Origin of the sequence: Kitasatospora sp. NPDC092039 (assembly GCF_044756065.1) — a bacterium.
GTDB lineage: Bacteria > Actinomycetota > Actinomycetes > Streptomycetales > Streptomycetaceae > Kitasatospora.
The window spans coordinates 268,759-284,605 of record NZ_JBIVSD010000008.1; the positions used below are offsets into that span (position 1 = coordinate 268,759).

Annotated in this window: 12 protein-coding genes; 6 read left to right on the forward strand and 6 right to left on the reverse strand. The window is 71.9% G+C overall.

Translation table 11 applies throughout. The features are described 5' to 3' along the window. Nucleotides 1-105 precede the first annotated feature (105 nt). Together ACIQI7_RS18515 and ACIQI7_RS18520 are read right to left on the reverse strand one after the other, a co-directional pair. Nucleotides 106-1,953: an ABC transporter ATP-binding protein gene (locus tag ACIQI7_RS18515; protein ID WP_401110925.1), complete on the reverse strand. Its 1,848-nt coding sequence runs from the start codon at nucleotides 1,951-1,953 to the stop codon at nucleotides 106-108. Further along, entirely contained in the window at nucleotides 1,950-3,860 is a 1,911-nt protein-coding gene (locus tag ACIQI7_RS18520) for an ABC transporter ATP-binding protein (protein ID WP_401110927.1), read from the reverse strand. The genes ACIQI7_RS18515 and ACIQI7_RS18520 overlap by 4 nt, the downstream gene beginning before the upstream one ends. Before the next feature lie 233 nt (nucleotides 3,861-4,093). On the opposite strand from ACIQI7_RS18520, the gene ACIQI7_RS18525 reads away from it, so the two are divergent. Next, nucleotides 4,094-5,521, forward strand: a complete 1,428-nt coding sequence (locus ACIQI7_RS18525; RefSeq protein WP_401110930.1) for a family 2B encapsulin nanocompartment shell protein — start codon at nucleotides 4,094-4,096, stop codon at nucleotides 5,519-5,521. Nucleotides 5,522-5,527: 6 nt separating this feature from the next. On the opposite strand, the gene glgX is transcribed toward ACIQI7_RS18525, so the two are convergent. Further along, entirely contained in the window at nucleotides 5,528-7,708 is a 2,181-nt protein-coding gene (gene glgX, locus ACIQI7_RS18530) for a glycogen debranching protein GlgX (RefSeq protein ID WP_401110932.1), read from the reverse strand. A 184-nt stretch (nucleotides 7,709-7,892) separates the two neighbouring features. Between glgX and ACIQI7_RS18535 the strand changes: the two genes are divergently transcribed. From ACIQI7_RS18535 to ACIQI7_RS18550, 4 genes are all read left to right on the forward strand, one after another. Beyond that, nucleotides 7,893-9,176, forward strand: coding sequence for an Ig-like domain-containing protein (locus tag ACIQI7_RS18535; protein ID WP_401110935.1), 1,284 nt, complete (start codon nucleotides 7,893-7,895; stop codon nucleotides 9,174-9,176). A 205-nt stretch (nucleotides 9,177-9,381) separates the two neighbouring features. Beyond that, nucleotides 9,382-10,632, forward strand: coding sequence for an Ig-like domain-containing protein (locus ACIQI7_RS18540; protein WP_401110938.1), 1,251 nt, complete (start codon nucleotides 9,382-9,384; stop codon nucleotides 10,630-10,632). 232 nt (nucleotides 10,633-10,864) lie between these two features. Then, on the forward strand, nucleotides 10,865-12,103 hold the full coding sequence (locus ACIQI7_RS18545; protein ID WP_401110940.1) for an Ig-like domain-containing protein: 1,239 nt from the start codon (nucleotides 10,865-10,867) through the stop codon (nucleotides 12,101-12,103). Between the two features lie 209 nt (nucleotides 12,104-12,312). Next, nucleotides 12,313-12,792, forward strand: coding sequence for an ATP-binding protein (locus tag ACIQI7_RS18550; protein WP_401110942.1), 480 nt, complete (start codon nucleotides 12,313-12,315; stop codon nucleotides 12,790-12,792). Between the two features lie 275 nt (nucleotides 12,793-13,067). On the opposite strand, the gene ACIQI7_RS18555 is transcribed toward ACIQI7_RS18550, so the two are convergent. The 3 genes from ACIQI7_RS18555 to ACIQI7_RS18565 all read right to left on the reverse strand — a co-directional run bounded on the left by ACIQI7_RS18555 (nucleotide 13,068) and on the right by ACIQI7_RS18565 (nucleotide 15,123). Continuing rightward, on the reverse strand, nucleotides 13,068-13,907 hold the full coding sequence (locus tag ACIQI7_RS18555) for a hypothetical protein (protein ID WP_401110945.1): 840 nt from the start codon (nucleotides 13,905-13,907) through the stop codon (nucleotides 13,068-13,070). Nucleotides 13,908-14,116: 209 nt separating this feature from the next. Continuing rightward, a complete protein-coding gene (locus tag ACIQI7_RS18560) occupies nucleotides 14,117-14,353 on the reverse strand; it encodes a DUF397 domain-containing protein (RefSeq protein ID WP_401111073.1) in 237 nt (78 codons plus the stop codon). Further along, nucleotides 14,314-15,123 (reverse strand): helix-turn-helix transcriptional regulator, encoded by an 810-nt coding sequence (locus ACIQI7_RS18565; protein ID WP_401110948.1) that lies wholly within the window; start codon nucleotides 15,121-15,123, stop codon nucleotides 14,314-14,316. Before ACIQI7_RS18565 ends, ACIQI7_RS18560 begins: the two co-directional genes overlap by 40 nt. 161 nt (nucleotides 15,124-15,284) lie before the next feature. Here ACIQI7_RS18565 and ACIQI7_RS18570 point away from each other — a divergent pair, with 161 nt between their 5' ends. Then, nucleotides 15,285-15,719: an ATP-binding protein gene (locus ACIQI7_RS18570; RefSeq protein WP_387750456.1), complete on the forward strand. Its 435-nt coding sequence runs from the start codon at nucleotides 15,285-15,287 to the stop codon at nucleotides 15,717-15,719. The last annotated feature ends 128 nt before the right edge of the window (nucleotides 15,720-15,847 follow it).

Sequence of the window (15,847 nt, forward strand, 5' to 3'; positions counted from 1 at the left end):
AACCGGGCGCGCGGCCGCGGCCGTACCTCCGGTCGGGAAGTGGGGTGGCCCGGCCGGGTGCGTGACGGCGCACCCGGACGGGCACATTCAGGGGGCCCGGAGACCCTAGACCAGGCTGTCCCGCCAGGCCCGGTGCAGGGCGGCGAAACGGCCGGAGCCGGCGATCAGCTCCTGTGGGGAGCCATCTTCCACGATCCGGCCCTGGTCCATGACCAGGACCCGGTCGGCGATCTCCACGGTGGAGAGCCGGTGGGCGATGATCACGGCCGTCCGGCCGGCCAGCACGGTGCGCATCGCCCGCTGCACGGCCTGCTCCCCGGGGACGTCCAGCGAGCTGGTCGCCTCGTCCAGGATCAGCACCGCCGGGTCGGCCAGCAGGGCGCGGGCGAAGGCCACCAGCTGGCGCTGGCCGGCCGAGATCCGGCCGCCGCGCTTGCGCACGTCGGTGTCGAAGCCGTCCGGCAGGGCGGCGATGAACTCGTAGGCGCCGATGTCGCGGGCGGCCTGCTCGACCTCCTCGCGGGTGGCGCCGGGACGGCCGATCGCGATGTTCTCGGCGACGGTGCCGGAGAACAGGAAGGACTCCTGGGTCACCATCACCACCCCGTGCCGCAGCTCGGGGGTGGCCAGGTCGCGCAGGTCCACGCCGTCCAGCCGGATCCGGCCGTCGGTCGGGTCGTAGAAGCGGGCCAGCAGCTTGGCGACCGTCGACTTGCCCGCGCCGGTGGCGCCGACCACCGCGACCGTCTGCCCGGCCGGGATCAGCAGGTCGAAGGCCGGCAGCACCTCCTTGCCGGTGCGGTAGGCGAAGCGGGTCTTCTCGAAGGAGACCTCACGGGCGGTGGCCCGCCCACCCGGAAGGGGCTTCGGCTCGGCCGGCTCGGCGACGGTCGGCTCGTGGGCGAGCAGGCCGGCGATCTTCTCCAGGGCGGCGGCGGCCGACTGGTAGCTGTTCAGGAACATCGCCAGCTGGTCGACCGGGTCGTAGAGCCGGCGCAGGTACAGCGCGAAGGCGGTGAGCACGCCCAGCTCCAGCGCGTCCTCGACGACCAGGTAGCCGCCGAGCAGCACCACGCCGGTGGTCCACAGGTTGGCGGTGGTGCGGGAGAGGCCGACGTAGCGGGCGAGCTCCAGGAAGCCGTCCGCGGTGGCGAGGGCGGACTGCCGGTTGATCACCGCGAAGGCGGCGTCGTTGGCCTCCTCGCGGCGGAAGGCCTGCACCGGGCGGATGCCGTTCATGGTCTCGGTGAAGCGGACGATCAGCGAGGCGGCCGAGGTGCGCGAGCGCCGGTAGACCCGGCGCGAACGGTGGCGGAAGGACCGGGCGATCAGCGCCAGGGGCAGGAAGGACGCCAGCGAGACCAGGCCGAGGCGCCAGTCCAGCACCACCAGCAGCACCGAGATGTAGCAGACCGACAGGAGGACGGCCAGCAGCTCCTGCAGGCCCTCGGAGAGCAGCTCGCGCAGGGCGTCGATGTCACTGGTGGCGCGGGAGATGATCCGGCCCGAGGTGTAGCGCTCGTGGAAGTCCAGGCTGAGCCGCTGGGCGTGCCGGAAGATCCGGCCGCGCAGCTCCAGCACCACGTCCTGGTTGACCCGGGCGCTGATCTTGATGAAGACCCACTGCAGCACCGGGCTGAGCAGCGCGCAGAACAGGTACGCCGCGACCACCGCGATCAGCGGGCCGGCGTCGTGGTCGCGCAGCGCCGGGATGCCGCGGTCCATCGCCACCGCGACCAGCAGCGGGCCGGACTGGAGCGCGGCCTGCTGGACCAGGATCACCACCATCGCGATGGCGATCCGGCCCCGGTGCGGGCCGAGCAGCGAGCGCAGCAGCGCCCGGGGCGCGCCCGGCGGGACGGGGATGTCCTCCTCGTCGGCGGGCGGCGGGGGCAGCTCCTCCTCGGCCGGCGCGGCGGGGCCGGTCTGCACGGGTTCGGCGGTGGTGGTCACGCGTGCCCTCCTTTCGACAGCAGGGGGCCGTCGGGCACCGGGGTGGCCTCGCCCGACATCAGTTCTCGGTAGTGCGCGCAGTCGCGCAGCAGCTCCTGGTGGGTGCCGACGGCCGCGATCCGGCCGTCCGCCAGCACCGCGACCCGGTCGGCGAGCAGCACGGTGCTGGGGCGGTGGGCGACCACCAGGGCGGTGGTGGCGCCGAGGACCTCGCGCAGCGCCCGCTCGACCAGGGCCTCGGTGTGCACGTCCAGCGCGGAGAGCGGGTCGTCCAGCACCAGGAAGGCCGGGTCGCCGACCACCGCGCGGGCCAGCGCGAGGCGCTGGCGCTGGCCGCCGGACAGGCTCAGGCCCTGCTCGCCGACCTCGGTGTCCGGGCCCTGCGGGAGCTTCTCGACGAAGCCGGCCTGGGCGGTGGCGAGGGCGGTGCGCAGCTGCTCCTCGCCGGCGCCCGGGGCGCCCATCAGGACGTTCTCCCGGACGGTGGCGGAGAACAGGGTGGGCTCCTCGAAGGCGACCGCGACGAGTTCGCGCAGCCGCTGCCGGGGCAGCTCGCGGATGTCCCGGCCGTCCAGCGTGATGGTGCCGCCGGTGGCCTCGTACAGCCGGGGGAGCAGCGCGGTGAGCGTGGTCTTGCCGCTCCCGGTGGCGCCGACCAGGGCCATCGTCTCGCCGCTGCGGATGTGCAGGTCGATGCCGGCCAGCAGGTCGGGGGTGCCGTCGGGGGCGTCGGGGTAGCGGAAGCGGACGCCGGTGAGGCGGATGCCGTCCCGGGCGGCGGGCCCGCCGGCGGCACCCGGGGCGGGGGTGTCCGCCTCGGGGGTGTCCGGCTCGTCCAGCACCTCGAAGAAGCGGTCGGTGGCGGTGGCCGCCTCGTTGGCGTAGGCGAGCAGCCAGCCGAGTGACTCGACCGGCCAGCGCAGCGCGAGCGCGGTGGACAGGAAGGCGACCAGGGTGCCGGCGCTCAGCTCGTCGTGGGCCACCAGGTAGGAGCCGACGGCGAGGGCGCAGCCGAGCGCGATCTCCGGCAGGCCGACGATCACCGCCCAGAGGTTGGCGAGCAGGTGCGCCTTGTGCAGCTCGGTGCGGCGCAGCTGCTGGGTCTGGGCGCGGAAGCGCTCGGCCATCGAGCGGTGGCGGCCGAAGGCCTTGAGGATGCGGATGCCGAGGACGGACTCCTCGACCAGGGTGGCGATGTCGCCGTTCTGGTCCTGGGCGAGCCGGGCGGCGCCGGAGTAGCCGGACTCGAACCGCCGGGTGAGCACGAACAGCGGGACGGCCGGGATCAGCGCGATCAGCGCGAGCCGCCAGTCCTGGGTGAACATCACCGCGGTGCCGGCCAGGAACATCACCGAGTTGACGATCAGGAAGACCAGCGGAAAGGCCAGGAACAGCCGCATGGTGTACATGTCGGCGGTGGCCCGGGAGAGCAGCTGGCCGGAGCCCCAGCGGTCGTGGAAGGAGACCGGCAGCCGCTGGAGCTTGGCGAAGAGGTCCCCGCGCATCGCCGTCTCCAGCCCGGCCAGCGGGCGGGCCAGCACCACCCGGCGGGTGTAGAACAGCGCGGCCTCGACCAGGCCGAGGAGCAGCAGCAGGCCGACCAGCGGCCAGAGGCCGGCCAGGTCGTGCTCGGCGAGCGGGCCGTCCACGATCAGGCCGAGGACCACCGGCACGGCGAGGGTGCTGAGCATGCCGAGCGTGGCGGTCGTCACCGAGACGGCCAGCCGGCCGCGGACGGCGCGGGCGTACGGCCACAGGCGCAGCAGGGAGCGGACCGCGGAGCGCCGCGGCCCGGGCCCGGTCGGACCGGCTCCGTCGGCTCCGGCGGTCGGTGCGGGCGCGTCGGTCGGGGCGGTCCGGGGGCTTCCCTGGGGCGGGTTCTCGGGGTCTTGTCTGTTCTCGGCCATCTCGGTGAGCGTAGGCAGAGAGCCGGTCACTTCTCATCCGGTTTTTCGCGCCTGTCGGGGGCGCTCGGCGAGAACCGGCCACCCGAACGGGCGGGGCGGGCGTGAGATGCGGGGCGTGCGCCGCCGTTCGTGCAGGGAGGAGTGCGCCGTGCGCCTCTTGCGAGCGCCCGCCGATCGACCGATGAGATCTCCTGACGGATGTTCGGTGTTACGAGAGTGACAGGAGTGCTCAGATGACGGTCGAAACCGAGCCGACCCCCGGCCCCGGCTCAGCAACCGTGCAGGTACGGGCCCAGCTCAGCCTCAGCACCACCGCGGCGCGGAACCTGGCCACGACGACCAAGTCGAAGCCCCAGATGCAGGAGATCACCTCCCGCTGGCTGCTGAAGATGCTGCCGTGGGTGCAGGTCAGCGCGGGCACCTACCGGGTCAACCGGCGGCTGAGCTACGCCCCCGGGCGCGGCCGGGTGAGCTTCGCGAAGACCGGCTCCGCGGTGAGCGTGATCGCCCCCTCGCTGACCGAGGTGCCGGCGCTGCGCGGTTTCGAGGACGAGGAGGTGCTGGCCGAGCTGGCCCGCCGGTTCGTGCAGCGGGACTTCGCGCGGGGCGAGGAGCTGGTGCGGGAGGGGGCGCCGATCGACGAGGTGTTCCTGATCGCGCACGGCAAGGTGGACCGGATCGGCACCGGCAAGTACGGCGAGCAGACGGTGCTCGGTTCGCTCGCGGACGGCGACCACCTCGGCGACGAGGCGATCACCGAGGGCGGCGGCAGCTGGCCGTACACCGTGCGGGCGAGCACCCCCGGTGTCGCGATGGCGCTGTCCTGGTCGGTGCTCCAGGAGCTGATCGGCCGCTCCGAGTCGCTGCGCGAGCAGCTGCTGGGCTTCGCCGCCGACGCCGCGCAGGCGCAGAACGAGCACGGCGAGGCGGAGATCGACCTCTCGGCTGGCCACGAGGGCGAGTACGAGCTGCCCCGCGCCTTCGTGGACTACGAGCTGAGGCCGCGCGAGTACGAGCTGAGCGTGGCGCAGACCGTCCTCAAGGTGCACACCCGGGTCGCGGACCTCTACAACAAGCCGATGAACCAGACCGAGGAGCAGCTGCGGCTGACCATCGAGGCCCTGCGGGAGCGGCAGGAGCACGAGCTGATCAACAACCCGGAGTTCGGCCTGCTCGGCAACGCCGACTTCGACCAGCGGATCCAGACCCGGGCCGGGGCGCCCACCCCGGACGACCTGGACGAACTGCTGAGCATGCGCCGCGAGACCGACTACCTGTTCGCCCACCCGCGCGCGATCGCGGCCTTCGAGCGGGAGTGCAACCGGGCCGGCCTCTACCCGGGCACCGTCGACGTCCTCGGCAAGCGGCGGCCGACCTGGCGCGGGGTGCCGATCTTCCCGTGCAACAAGATCCCGGTGTCCGACCAGCAGACCACCGCGTTCATCGCGATGCGGGTCGGCGAGGACAACCAGGGCGTGGTCGGCCTCACCCAGGTCGGCATCCCGGACGAGGTGGAGCCGGGGCTGAACGTCCGGTTCATGGGCATCGACGAGAAGGCGATCGCCTCCTACCTGGTCAGCACCTACTACTCGGCGGCGGTGCTGGTGCCAGACGCGATCGGCGTGCTGGAGAACGTCGAGCTCGGGCGCGCCCGCGGCTGACCCGCCCTAGGCGGCCGGGGCGGGCGCGCGCAGCAGTCGCAGCGAGCGCCCGCCCAGGACGACGGCGCCGCGCGGGCACGGCCCGCCGGAGTCCGCGGCGGCGGTGTCGACCACCGTCTCCCAGCCGGCCGCCGGCGCCGCCCAGGGCTCGCCGGGCAGGGTGAACACCACCGGCTCCGGGCCCCCGTTGAGCAGCAGCAGGAAGTCGTCGTCGCTCAACGGCAGCCCGGCGTCGTCCCGTTCGGACATCGCGGTGCCGCAGAGCAGCATGCCGAGGCAGGCGGTCGGTGCGAACCAGTCGTCCTCGGTCATCTCCCGGCCCCGCGGGGTGAACCAGGCGAGGTCGGGCTGCCCGCCGGGGGTGAGGGCCCGGCCGGAGAAGAACGCCCGTCGGCGCAGCACCGGGTGGGCCCGGCGCAACCGGACCAGCCGGGCGGTGAGTTCGCACAGCTCCTGCCAGCAGGGCTGCTCCAGCAGCGACCAGTCCAGCCAGCCGACCTCGTTGTCCTGGCAGTACGCGTTGTTGTTGCCGCCCTGGGTGCGGCCCAGCTCGTCCCCGGCGGTGAGCATCGGGACGCCGGCGGAGAGCAGCAGGGTGGCGGTCAGGTTGCGGAGCTGGCGCAGCCGCAGCGAGTTGACCGCCGGGTCGGTGGTCTCGCCCTCGGCGCCGTGGTTCCAGGAGCGGTTGTCGTCGGTGCCGTCCCGGTTGTCCTCGCCGTTGGCCCCGTTGTGCTTGCGGTCGTAGGAGACCAGGTCGCGCAGGGTGAAACCGTCGTGCGCCGTCACGTAGTTGACCGAGGCGTACGGGCGGCGGCCGGCCCGCTGGTAGAGGTCGGAGGAGCCGGAGAGGCGGTAGCCGAGTTCGCGCACGTCCGGGCGGGCGCCGCGCCAGAAGTCCCGGACGGTGTCGCGGTACCGGTCGTTCCACTCGGCCCACGGCGGGGGGAAGCCGCCGACCTGGTAGCCGCCCGGCCCGACGTCCCAGGGCTCGGCGATCAGCTTCACCCGGCTGAGCAGCGGGTCCTGGGCGACGGCGGCGAGGAAGGGGTGGTCCGGGTCGACGGCGTCCCCGCCGTTCGGCCCGCCGCGGGCCAGGGCGGCGGCGAGGTCGAAGCGGAAGCCGTCCACGCCCATCTCGGCGACCCAGTAGCGCAGCGAGTCGGTGATCAGCCGGATCACCTGCGGACGGCGGGTGTCCAGGGTGTTGCCGCAGCCGGTGTAGTCGGCGTAGCCGCGCGGGCGGTTCGGCGGGAGGCGGTAGTAGGCGGCGTTGTCGATGCCGCGCAGCGAGAGCGCCGGGCCGAGGGCGCCGCCCTCGGCGGTGTGGTTGAACACCACGTCCAGGATCACCTCGATCCCGGCGGCGTGCAGGGCGCGGACCATCCGCTTGAACTCGCCGACCTGGCCGCCGCGGGAGCCGGAGGCGGAGTAGCCGGCGTGCGGGGCGAAGTAGCCGATCGTGTTGTAGCCCCAGTAGTTGACCAGCCCGCGGGCCTGCAGGTGATCCTCGCTGGCGTGCTGGTGCACCGGCAGCAGCTCGACGGCCGTCACCCCGAGCCGGGTGAGGTGGGCGACGGCGGCGGGGTGGGCGAGGCCGGCGTAGGTGCCGCGCAGCTCCGGGGGGACGTCGGGGTGACGCATGGTGAAGCCGCGCACGTGCAGTTCGTAGAGCACCGTCTCGGGCCAGGGGGTCTTCGGGCGGTGGTCGTCGATCCAGTCGTCGTCGTCGTGGACGACCACGGACCTGGGCACGTACGGCGCGGAGTCGCGGTTGTCCCGGACGGTGTCGGCGACCTCCGCCTCGGGCCAGTCGCGGACGGCGGCGCAGGCGGCGTCGTGCGAGGTGTAACAGCCGTCCACGGCGCGGGCGTACGGGTCGAGCAGCAGTTTGGCCGGGTTCCAGCGGGCGCCGGTCCACGGGTCCCAGCGGCCGTGCACCCGGAAGCCGTAGCGGGTGCCGGGGTGGACGCCGGGGAGGAAGCCGTGCCAGACCTGGACGTCCTGCTCGGTGAGGCGGTGGCGGCTCTCCCGGCCGTCCTCGTCGAACAGGCACAGCTCGACGGCCTCGGCGCCGCCCGCCCAGAGCGCGAAGTTGGTGCCGCGGCGGCCGAGCCGGTCGGTGCGGTAGCGGGCGCCCAGGGGTTGCCGGCTGCCGGGGGTCAGCTCCTGGTCCGACGCCATCGCCATGGCCTCCCTGGGCGCGGTGTTCCGGGTCCGTTCACCTTCTCTTTCCCGGATTGCGTCGGCCGGAAGCAGTGTGCCCGGACGGGCGGGTCGACGGGGGGCGGGATTCCGGAGCGACCGGCGTGTCCCCGCGTCGCCGCGCCTCGTTGTTCCCGGCGTCAAGACGTGAACAGTGGGAGGCCCCGGGATGCGGCGCCGAGGACGGGTGTGGGCGCGGGGCGCGGCGGCGGTGGCCTGCTGCCTGGCCGTTCTCACGGGGTGCGGCGGGGGCCTCTCCCCGGCGGTGCCGGACGGGGACGCGGTCGCGGCCGACGGGCGGACGGCGCCGCCGGCGCCCTCCCGGGCGGTGATCAGCGCGCTGCCGGCCGACGGGGCGCAGGACGTGAAGCCGGAGGGGGCGGTCCGGGTGGGCGTCGCCCAGGGGCGGCTGGTGTCCGTCCGGCTGGCCGACGCCAAGGGCACCGAGGTGCCCGGCACGATCGGCCCGGACGGCGCGGGCTGGGCGCCGGACGGCCCGCTGCCGCTCGGCACCGCGTTCACCCTGGACTCCGTCGCCGAGGACGACCGGGGCCAGAAGGCGGTCCAGCACTCGGCGTTCACGACCGCGGCGCGGGAGCACACCTTCGTGGCCTTCTTCACGCCGGAGGACGGCTCCACGGTCGGCGTCGGCATGCCGGTGTCGCTGCGCTTCAGCCGTCCGATCGCCGACCGGGCGGCGGTGGAGAAGGCCGTCCAGGTCGTCGCCGACCCGCCGGTGCCGGTGGCCGCGCACTGGTTCGGCGGCCAGCGGCTGGACTTCCGTCCGCAGCGGTACTGGGCGGCCGGCACCAGGGTCACGGTGGCGCTGCGGCTCAAGGACGTGCAGGGCGCGCCGGGGGAGTTCGGCACCCAGAGCCGGGACCTGCGCTTCACCGTCGGCCGGGCGCAGGTCTCCACCGTCGACCTGGACGCCCACACCCTGACCGTCCGGGCCGGCCAGGGCGGCAGGGTGGTCCGGGTGCTCAAGGTCTCCGGCGGCAGCCCCGACCACTCCACCTACCGGGGGGTGATGGTGGTGTCGGAGAAGTACCGGGAGACCCGGATGAACTCGCAGACCGTCGGCATGGGCGACGAGTACGACATCCAGGACGTCCCGCACGCGATGCGGCTCACCGCCTCCGGCACCTTCGTGCACGGCAACTACTGGGCGGACCCGCAGGTGTTCGGCGCCGCAAACACCAGCCACGGCTGCATCGGGCTGGCCGACGCCAAGGGCGGGGCGAGCAAGGACTCCCCGGCGGGCTGGCTGTTCGAGCACACCATCCCGGGGGACGTGCTGGAGGTGAAGGCCTCGTCCGGCGACCTCGTACCGCCGCAGAACGGGCTCAACGGCTGGAACGTGCCGTGGGAGCAGTGGGTGGCGGGGAGCGCGCTGCGCCGGGCGCCGTCGGCCGGGGCGTCCGGCCCGCCGTCCGGGCCCGCCGTACCGTAGGGCACTTCGGCCCGCTTCCGCCCGTTCCGTCCGTCTTTACGACTGCTTCACATGCCGTCAACCCGACTCCTCCCGGGGTTCACTCGAACGGCTTAGTTATCCTGCTCCGGCGCGTCCGCAGCCCGGGCCGAAAGAGTCGGCGACCGGTGCAACTCACAGGGGCACTCAACGCGTCAAGAGAGTGAATACCGGGAGGGGAGAAACCGTGAAGACGGGTAAGACGGCCGGCACCGCGATACGCACCAGCAACCGCTACGGGCGCCGGGGTGCGATGGCGCTGGTCATGGGCGGGGTACTGCTGCTCACCGCGGCCTGCAACGACGACAAGGGCAGCGGTTCGGGCGACTCGGGGGGCGGCAGCGCGGCCTCGGCGCCCGCGGCGGCGGACGGGGGCACGCCGGCCACGCCGAAGCCGTCGGCCGCGGTGCTCGCCGTCGAGCCGAAGGACGGCGCCCAGGACGTCGCGCCGAACGGGCTCCAGGTGTCCGTCTCCAACGGCAAGCTCACCACGGTCGAGGTGACCGACAAGAACGGCAAGCCGGTCGAGGGTGCGATCACCCCGGACGGTGCCGCCTGGAAGCCCACGGGGGCGCTCGCGGTCGGCATGGCGTACAAGGTGAACGCGCAGGCGAAGGACGGCGAGGGCCTGGTCGCCGCGTCCACCACCTCGTTCACCACGCTGACGCCGGAGAAGAAGATCTCCACCAACGACAACATCAGCGACGGCGCCACCTACGGCGTCGGCATGATCGTCTCGGTGAACTTCAACAAGGACGTCAAGAACAAGGACGCCGTCGTCAAGGGCATCACCTTCGAGACCAGCAACGGCACCGTGGTCAAGGGCCACTGGTTCGGCGACCGCCGGGTGGACTTCCGCCCGGAGCAGTACTGGGCGCCGGACACCAAGGTGACCGTCAAGTACCGGCTGAAGAACGTCGAGGTCGCGCCGGGCATCTACGGCGACGTGGACAAGGACGAGCCGTTCACCATCGGCCGCTCGATGATCTCCACGGCGGACGCCAAGTCGCACCAGATGACCATCGAGACCGGCGGCAAGAGCACCACCGTGCCGGTCACCCTGGGCGCGGACGCCACGCCGTCCTGGGGCGGGACGATGGTCGTCATGTCCAAGGAGAAGGTCACCCGGATGAACTCGCAGACCGTCGGTCTCGGGGGCGAGTACGACATCCAGGACGTGCCGCACGCGATGCGGCTGACCACCTCCGGCACCTTCGTGCACGGCAACTACTGGGCCAACCCGTTCGGCAAGACCAACGCCAGCCACGGCTGCGTGTCGATGCAGGACGTGAAGGGCGGCAGCGACAGCTCGGTCGCGGGCAAGTTCTTCAACGACTCGATGATCGGCGACCCCATCAAGATCGTGAACACCAAGGAGAAGACCGTCGCGCCCTCCAACGGGCTGGGCGGCTGGAACCTGGAGTGGGCCAACTGGTAGGCCCTACCCGGCGGTAGGCCCGGGTACTCCGGGCCTGCCGGCGAGTCCTCCGTCGTGCGGTCCGACCTCACCCGTTGGGGTCGGACCGCCGCGGTTTCCGGGGCGACTGGCCCCACGAATGGCGCAACCTTTCCGGTGGCCGGGCGCGTGTGTCCGGTCGGGTCCGTCGGGTCCACGGGGAGTTTCTCGGGTTTTCTGAGGGAGGGAATCGACGTTGAGGTCGATACGCAGAGTGGTGGCCGTCGGTCTGGTCGGCGGGGCGATGGCGCTGACGGCCGCCTGCGGCGGGGGTGACGGGGGCAGCGGATCGGGCGCGGGCAGCGCGGCCAAGGCCGACCTGGGGGCCGGTGCGGCCGGCGCGGCCGGTACGGCCAGTGCCAAGCCCGCGGCGGCGGCGCCCACCAGCACGGTGCCGAAGGTCTCCACGGCCGCCGTGAGCATCGAGCCCAAGGCCGGCTCGGTGGACGTGGCGCCGAACGCGCTGAAGATCGGCGCGACGGGCGGCAGGCTCACCACCGTCAAGGTGAACGACCGGACCGGCAAGGAGGTCCCCGGCGCCATCGCCGCGGACGGCGCCTCCTGGGCGCCCGCGGCCCCGCTGGAGGTGGGCACCGCCTACCAGGTCAGCGCGATGGCCGCGGACGCCGACGGCGCGGTCGCCACGGCGGACAGCAGCTTCACCACGCTGACCCCGACGGCGCTCGCCAAGGCCTCGGACAACGTCGACAACGGCGCCACCTACGGCGTCGGCATGATCGTCTCGGTGAACTTCAGCAAGGACGTCAGGAACCGGGACGAGGTCGCCAGGGGCATCACCTTCGAGACCGACAACGGCACCGTGGTCAAGGGCCACTGGTTCGACGACCGCCGGCTCGACTTCCGTCCGGAGCAGTACTGGAAGCCCGGGACCAAGGTGGTCGTGCACTACCGCCTCAAGAGCGTCGAGATCGCCCCGGGGGTGTACGGCGGGGACCGGGACGAGCCCTTCACGATCGGGCGGTCCCAGATTTCGACGGTTGACGTCGCCGCACACAAGATGACGGTCGTACGGGACGGCGTGTCCGACGACATCGACATCAGTGCCGGCGCGCCCGAACACCCCACCTGGAACGGGACGATGGTCATCATGTCCAAGGAGGGCGTGGTGCGGATGCAGTCCAGCACCCTCCCGGGGATGACCGGTGCGCCGTACGACCTCCAGGTCCCGCACTCGATGCGGCTGACCACCTCCGGCACCTATGTGCACGGCAACTGGTGGAGCAGGAACAGCACCTTCGGCGAGGACAACGTCAGCCACGGCTGCGTGGGCCTCAAGGACGTCGAGGGCGGTGGTGCGGACACCTCGATGGGCAAGTTCTACGACGGTTCGCTGGTCGGCGACGTGATGACCGTGAAGAACTCGTCGAGGAAGGAGACGCTCGACCCGGCGAACGGGCTGAGCGGCTGGAACCTGCCGTGGAGCAAGTGGTAGACGGCTGCTGAGCGGGGAGCCGGGGTCAACCCGGGCTTGACGGAAGTCGGCCCGGGTGGCCCCTTCTTGCTCGCGGCATATGCCGATCGGGTGAGATCGTTTGCTCATTGTCCGTACGCGGCTGCTTGCGTTCCGCAATGATGGTCCGCATGGCGGGTTGGGGCGAAACAGATCAGTCGTCAGTTTCCGGGGCCGGCGCGGTGGCCGAGGTGTCCTGGTTCGACCTCCAGGGCGGGCTCTCGGCGCTGGAGCGGCTCTCCTCCGAGGAGCTGGAGGAGATGTACTCCGACAGACTCCGCGACCCGTCCGCGCCCAACGAGGTGCGGCTGCCGTCCCGGACGGAGTCGGGCCCGGTGGCCCGTCGGCTGGTGCTGTGCGTCCTGGAGTCCTGGGAGCTCCACCAGCACCTGGAGGTCGGGGAACTGCTGACCGGCGAGCTGGTGGCCAACGCGGTGCGGCACGCGGCCGGACGCACCATCGGCCTGCACGTCAGCCGCAAGCCCGGCTGGCTGCGGATCGAGGTCCGGGACTCCTCCCGGGCGCTGCCCTGCATGATCCTCGCCGAGGCCAGCCCGGTGAACGAGCGGGGGCGGGGGCTGAGGATCGTCGACGACCTCGCCGACCGCTGGGGCGCGGACCTGTTGCCGCGGGGCAAGGGCGTCTGGTTCGAGCTGAAGGTGCGGGGCTGAGGCTCCCGGCCCGAGGCCCGAAAAACACGCGGGGCCCCCGGATTCGCCGTGGTCCGGCGATGGGGGCCCCTGCAGGTCATCGCGTCGGCCAAGGGGGTGCGTGCCGCGCGATGGGCGTCGGCAGTGCCAGGTCGGGCCCGCCGAAGTTCGTTGTCTCGACTATCGCACGGATCTCAGCATGTGAGCAAACCGGATGGCTTGGAATGCAAGGTTTGTTATCTGGTTCACCTTGGGATTTTGCATAGGTTAACGCCATCGCCTGTGAATATTCATGATCACGGCGATGTGGCCATGGCTTGCCGGATCCGGGCGGCGTGGGCGCGGACGGCGGTGGGGGAGAGGCCGCCGGAGCGGGGCGGCGGGGGCGGAGGGGCGCCGTGGCAGGCGCGGCAGAGGCCGCCGAGGAGGGCGTGCGGACGGCACGGGGTGCGGCAGGCGGTGCATTCGAGGACGCGGACCTGCCGGGGGGGGTCGTCCAGGGGCGTGCGGTCCGGGGGCAGCTTGTCGAGCAGGCGGCGGCGGGTGAAGGCCGCCGGGCTGTGGACGCCCTCCGGCGGGAGGTTCGCGGTGAGCGCGGCGGTGAAGAGGGCGGGCGTGGTGCCCCGGGCCAGCCACTCGGCGGCCAGCGGTTCGAGCGCGGCGCAGTCGGCGGCGGAGAGGGCGAGGCGGGCGTCCGCGAGGCCGAGGCCGGCGAGGGCGGCGTAGGCGGCCGAGGCGGGGGAGGTGCGGTTGAGCGTTCGCTCCTGCGGGGGATCGGGCGTGGTGGGCGTTGACGTCTCGCCGGTCATGATGAACCGCGTCCACCAGGCGTCCGAGCGGGGCGTGCGGGAGAAGTAGGTGCGGAACACCCAGCGGCAGTCCTTGGCGCTGATGCGCTCCCGGACGCGACGCAGGTGGCCTGCGGTGGAGAGCCTGTTGAGGGCGGTGCGGCAGGCCATCTGCCCGTAGTGGGGCTGGAGGACGGCGAGGGTCTTCACGTCCATCGCGGCGCCGTCGGGGAGGTGGTCGATGAGCGAGGCGAGGTACGCCTCGCGCGCCGGGAGGTGGGCGAAGTCGTTCGCGGAGCGGGGGTGTTGCTCCGGGGCGGACTGCTTGCCGTACCCGGGGGAGGCCATGGGGGTAGAGTCGTGGGCAGCCACAGGATCGAGTTCCGTTCGATCGTGCCGGTCAGACCCCCGTTCGGTGCTGGTAACACCGGCGGGGGTTGTTTCGTTGGTGCGCACGCTACACGGCTGAACGCGGCGTGGTGAAGCTGTGACGATAAGTCATATGTGCTGCGTACGAGGGTGGTTGGAAGGTGGTTACCCACCCATTCCATTAGGGGTCACTCGGCCTCGGCGGCTTGAGCTTCGGCCGCGAAGGAGACGAAGGACGACCAGGCCTCGGGGGAGAAGGTGAGGGTCGGGCCGGCCTTGTCCTTGGAGTCGCGGACGTGGACGGTGGAGGGGCAGGAGGCGACCTCGACACAGTTGCCGCCGTTGTAGTCGCTGTAGCTAGAACGGAACCACGGAATGGTGGTGTTCACAGGTGCTCCAGTGTCTTTCGGATGAGCTGTGCTGATTCTCGCGTATTCAGGGCCTGCGCGCGGATCATTGCGTGGCGTCGGGTGAGCCTGCCTACGAGTCGGGGTTCGGAGTGGAGCGCGTTCGTTTCATGTGTCTCAACATACGCATACTGCTCATTTTCGATCGTTTCCAAGATGACTAGAGATCCCGAGAGGCCGGAAGGTAGTGCCTGTCCAGTAGGTACGAGGTGGATCCGGGCGCTGAGCGAGTCCTCGAACTCAAGCAGCCGGTGGAGCTGCTCCTGCATGACCTCCCTGCCGCCGATGGAGGTGTGGAGGGCTGCTTCGTAGATGGTGAAGCTGAACAGCACCCCCGGCTCCACGAGTTTCTCTTGCCGCTTGAGGCGGAATGCCAAGTTCTTCTCAACAGTGGCGTTGTCCAAGGGCGGCATGTGGTGGCTGAGAATCCTCCTGGCGTAGGCCTCAGTCTGCAGCAGGCCTGGGATGTGGAGGGCCTCGTAGAAGTAGATGGCAACTGCCTCCTTCTCGACATCGAAGTAGACATCGCTGCGTGCGGGCCTTGGCTCCGGTGCCAGGTATGGATGAGCCCCCACCAACATCCCCTGTGCGCCGCACAGCTCATCCGCCGCCTGAAGCACCTTGAGCGACGGCCTCCGCCTCCCGGCCTCCATCGATCGAATGCTCTCGATGTCGTAGTTGGCCGCCTGGCTCAGCTGTTCCCGCGTCACGCCTGACCGTTGGCGCCACCGCTTGATCTGATCGCCGCAGTACCTCCATGACATCGGGTTTTCCTTCGGTGTGCTCACGGCCCCGTGCCCCTCCCTGCCCTGGTCGCAGGGCGGTCAAGCTGTGGTTGTACTCACGGCGTTACTGCTGAGGCTATGCCCGCCTGTCGACGCTTGAAGGGTGAAGTGGCCGAACTCAGCTCTTGCGAGTGAAGCCGTCCGTACGCCCCCCAAGGACTCTGATGCTCACCCAGCCTGCCGACCTCGTCGAGTGGATGTTCCCCCGCCTCCCCCGCAGCGCCGGCCGTGCCCGGATCCGCTTCATCCGGCAGGCCTTCGAGTGGGAGGTGCCCGTCGACGCCGCCGAGACCGGCCTGATCCTCCTCAGCGAACTCGTCACCAACGCCTGCCGTCACGCCCGCTCCCCGCGTGACCGGATGATCGGCGTGCGCGTCCTCCTCCCCACCGTCTCCCTGCTCCGCATCGAGGTCTCCGACGCGAACCCCGACCTCCCGACCCTGCGCGACGCCACCCCCGACGACGAGTCCGGCCGGGGCCTCGAACTCGTCGCCGCCCTCGCCACCTCCTGGGGCGCCCACCCGCGCGGCGAGGGCTACATCGGCAAGACCGTCTGGTGCGAACTCGCCCTCCCCGCCCCGGCCAACCCCCACGGCTGAGCCGGTGGCCCGGGGGGGGGGGGGGGGGGGGGGGCCCGGGGGGGGGGGGGGGGGGGGGAAAAAACTCGGGGTTCACAGTAAGGGGCCCGGGGGGGGGCCCCCCCCAACCCCCAAAAGGGGCGGGGCGG